Consider the following 3,350-nt stretch of genomic DNA (forward strand, 5'->3'; position numbering starts at 1 on the left):
TCCCTGGCGGGTCCAGGGCAGCGCCCTGGCGGGGTTCGGGGCGAAGCCCTGACAAGGGCTTTCATATCCAGGTTTTATTCGAGAGGGTGCCGGATTGTTACAGGTATTAAACAGTTGCATGAGGGGAGGATCGCCTGGATGGCAGAGGGGTGGACGAGGATTTGGCAGCGGAGTCGCGCAGGGTTTCACCTTGATCCTGCATGCGTCGGAAGTATGGTGCCGGTGCAGTGGTTCGGTTGCTTGTTGGGAGATCCTGGATTTGCCAGGGGGCCAGCCTCCTGTGCCCCGATCCGATAAAGTTTCGGTACTGAATTCAATGGTCGGTCGTTGCATGCGAAACAGTCATTGTTTTTGTGATTTGCCATAGATTTAACGTGTATTCACATGGATTTTTGAAAACAGAGAGGGAATGGACACCGTTATGCATATGATAGAAAATTGAGTTTATAGGAGAAAACAAACAATTGATTGTTGCATGCGATGACTTGCATGCGATGCTGGTGTAGATTTCTATTTTGTATTGTAATGATACATATAGAAATACAGTATATATTTGTCTTTTTTTAGTATTTCAAATAAAAAAAATGAGATTATAATAAAAAAAGCTTAAGAAGAAAAACGGTATGGCCGATAAAATTATCAAGAGCAAGAAACGGTGATAAAATTCAAAGATAGTGTTTTTGGTTAAATGTTGGTTGACAATAATTTGATATCAAGATGAAGAGATGTGTTAATTGGTAATAGCAAACAGGGCTAGGGTTGACCCTTTGTCAAGCGAACAACTCAGAATTAACCATGGAAGGTAATCAGTATCATTAACAGGAGATGAATCATGGGTCTTTCTATCAACACCAACATCAACTCCGTGATTGCCCAAAAAAATCTGGGATTGGCATCCGCAAAGCTGTCCAAATCGTATCAAAGATTATCTTCAGGCTTGCGGATCAATGGCGCGTCGGATGATGCGGCGGGGTTGGGTATTGCATCGTCATTGTCGGCCCAGATTCGCGGCGCCAATATGGCGAGCCGAAATGTCAATGACGCGCTTTCGGTACTTCAGGTGGCCGATGGCGCCCTTGATGAAACAGTCAATTCGCTGCAAAGAATGCGTGAATTGGCGGTGCAGGCATCCAACGGCGTGTTGAGTTCCACGGATCGTGACAATTTGAACACCGAGTTCCAACAGCTCATGTCCGAGGTGAACCGGATTGCCAGTGGCTCCAAGTTCAATGGGCAGACCCTGCTTATGGGAAGCCTGACGGCCTTTCAAGTTCAGGTCGGACAGTACAGTGGGCAAATTCTGTCCATCACGGTCAACTGCGCCCTGGCAGCGTCCATCATCGGTACCGGGTCATTGGGTGGTGCGGGAGGATCGGCGGCCTACTCGGCGATTACCCAGCTTGACTATGCCATTACAAGTGTTGCCAACATTCGGGCAACGATTGGTGCTCTGCAAAACCGATTTGATTCGGTCATCTCGACTTTGGGTAATGTCGCCGTCACAACCGACGCGGCTCGTTCACGCATCATGGATGCGGATATTGCGACGGAGACAGCCATGTTGACCCGCAACTCCATTCTGCAACAGGCTGCAACGTCGGTTTTGGTGCAGGCAAACCAGTCACCGCAGATAGCCATGGCCCTGTTAAGTGGACGGTAATCGCAGTTTAACGAAGATCATCACGGGTCAAGGTGTTGTGTGGGGTGTATCTCTTGAGATTTGAATGAGTGAAGGCAACCGTTCAACGCTTGGCAACGAATCGGGGTCCAGGGAAATGACACCCTGGCGGGTCTTGGGCAGCGTCCTGGTGTGATCGGGGCGAGGCTATGAAAAATGTTTTCATGTCCAGGTTTTTCTTGAAAAGGCGATGAATCGTTACGAGTGAAGGTTAATTCGTCGATTGTTGTGTTTAAATATCCAGGAAGTGTGTTCTCTCCCTGGAGGATCAGGGGCAAAGATTCCGTGAAGAACGTATGAAAATTGGGATGATCCTGGAAGGGCTGTGCCCTTCCAGGTGGGAATGAGTGCGAGGCTCAACAGAACATGAAAGGACTTGGCTTTGAATCAGTCCTGAATCGCAGCTGTTCAGCATCCGATTTGAAAGAGTGCTGAACAGGGTCCGGTGGGCTGGCCTCTTGGCAGGGCCTTAAACGGAGTCCTGGTGGGTTCGGGGAGAAGCCCTGATAAAGGCTTTTATATCGAGGCTTTTCTTGAAAGTTTGCTGAATTGTTGCTGTTTCTGTTGGAGTTTTTTGCCAACATTCAAGCAGATTCAATTCAGGATGATTTTGCGATGTAGAGATACGCATAAGTTGCGGGAATAAACAGGGTTAGGGTTGGCCCTGTATCAAGCGAACAACTCAAGACCAACCATGGAAGGTAATTAGTAGCATGAATGGGAGATAAACCATGGGTCTTTCTATCAACACCAACATCAACTCCGTTATTGCCCAAAAAAATCTGGGACTTGCATCTTCAAAGCTGTCCAAGTCGTATCAAAGATTGTCCTCGGGTTTGCGGGTCAACAATGCGTCGGATGATGCGGCGGGGTTAGGTATTGCGTCGTCATTGATGGGACAGATTCGCGGCGCCAACATGGCGAGCCGGAATGTTAATGACGCACTTTCGGTACTTCAGGTGGCTGATGGCGCCTTGGATGAGACGGTCAATTCGCTGCAAAGAATGCGAGAATTGGCTGTGCAGGCATCCAACGGTGTGTTGACTTCTACGGATCGCGACAATTTGAACACCGAGTTCCAACAGCTCATGTCCGAGGTAAACCGGATTGCCGGCGGCGCCAAATTCAACGGGCAGACCCTGCTTATGGGAAGCCTCACCGCTTTTCAGGTTCAAGTTGGACAATACAGCGGGCAAATTCTGTCCATCACGGTCAACTGCGCCCTGGCGGCATCCATCATTGGTACAGGGTCACTGGGTGGCGCGGGAGGATCGGCGGCCTACTCGGCGATTACCCAGCTTGACTATGCCATTACGAGTGTTGCCAACATTCGTGCAACGATAGGTGCCCTGCAAAACCGGTTTGATTCGGTCGTTTCGACCTTGGGTAATATTGCTGTCACAACCGACGCAGCCCGTTCACGCATCATGGATGCGGATATTGCGACGGAGACAGCCTTGTTGACCCGCAACTCCATTCTGCAACAGGCTGCAACGTCGGTTTTGGTGCAGGCAAACCAGTCACCGCAGGTAGCTATGGCCCTGTTGAATGGACGGTAATCACCGCACTCTCAAGAAAAGTTTGAAAAACTGAAATAGTCCAGGAAGGGCTGTGCCCTTCCTGGTGGGGTTTGGGGCGAAGTCCCCAAAAAAAGGGTTTAAGAGACTGGGAT

Annotated in this window: 2 protein-coding genes; both read left to right on the plus strand. The window is 49.4% G+C overall.

The window, feature by feature from the left end; all coding sequences use genetic code 11:
* Positions 1-832 precede the first annotated feature (832 nt).
* The gene (locus HQL63_12900; protein ID MBF0177724.1) at positions 833-1,660 is read left to right on the plus strand and encodes a flagellin FliC; all 828 of its coding nucleotides are present in this window, start codon (positions 833-835) and stop codon (positions 1,658-1,660) included.
* A 749-nt stretch (positions 1,661-2,409) separates the two neighbouring features.
* Positions 2,410-3,237 (plus strand): flagellin FliC, encoded by an 828-nt coding sequence (locus HQL63_12905; protein MBF0177725.1) that lies wholly within the window; start codon positions 2,410-2,412, stop codon positions 3,235-3,237.
* Positions 3,238-3,350: the final 113 nt, after the last annotated feature.

Source organism: Magnetococcales bacterium (assembly GCA_015231175.1).
Classification (GTDB): Bacteria; Pseudomonadota; Magnetococcia; order Magnetococcales; family DC0425bin3; genus HA3dbin3.

What these genes read in the sequence shown, in the direction of transcription:
- HQL63_12900 (MBF0177724.1), top strand. Translation starts at nt 833, where the DNA reads ATGGGTCTTTCTATCAACACCAACATCAACTCCGTGATTGCCCAAAAA.
- HQL63_12905 (MBF0177725.1), top strand. Translation starts at nt 2,410, where the DNA reads ATGGGTCTTTCTATCAACACCAACATCAACTCCGTTATTGCCCAAAAA.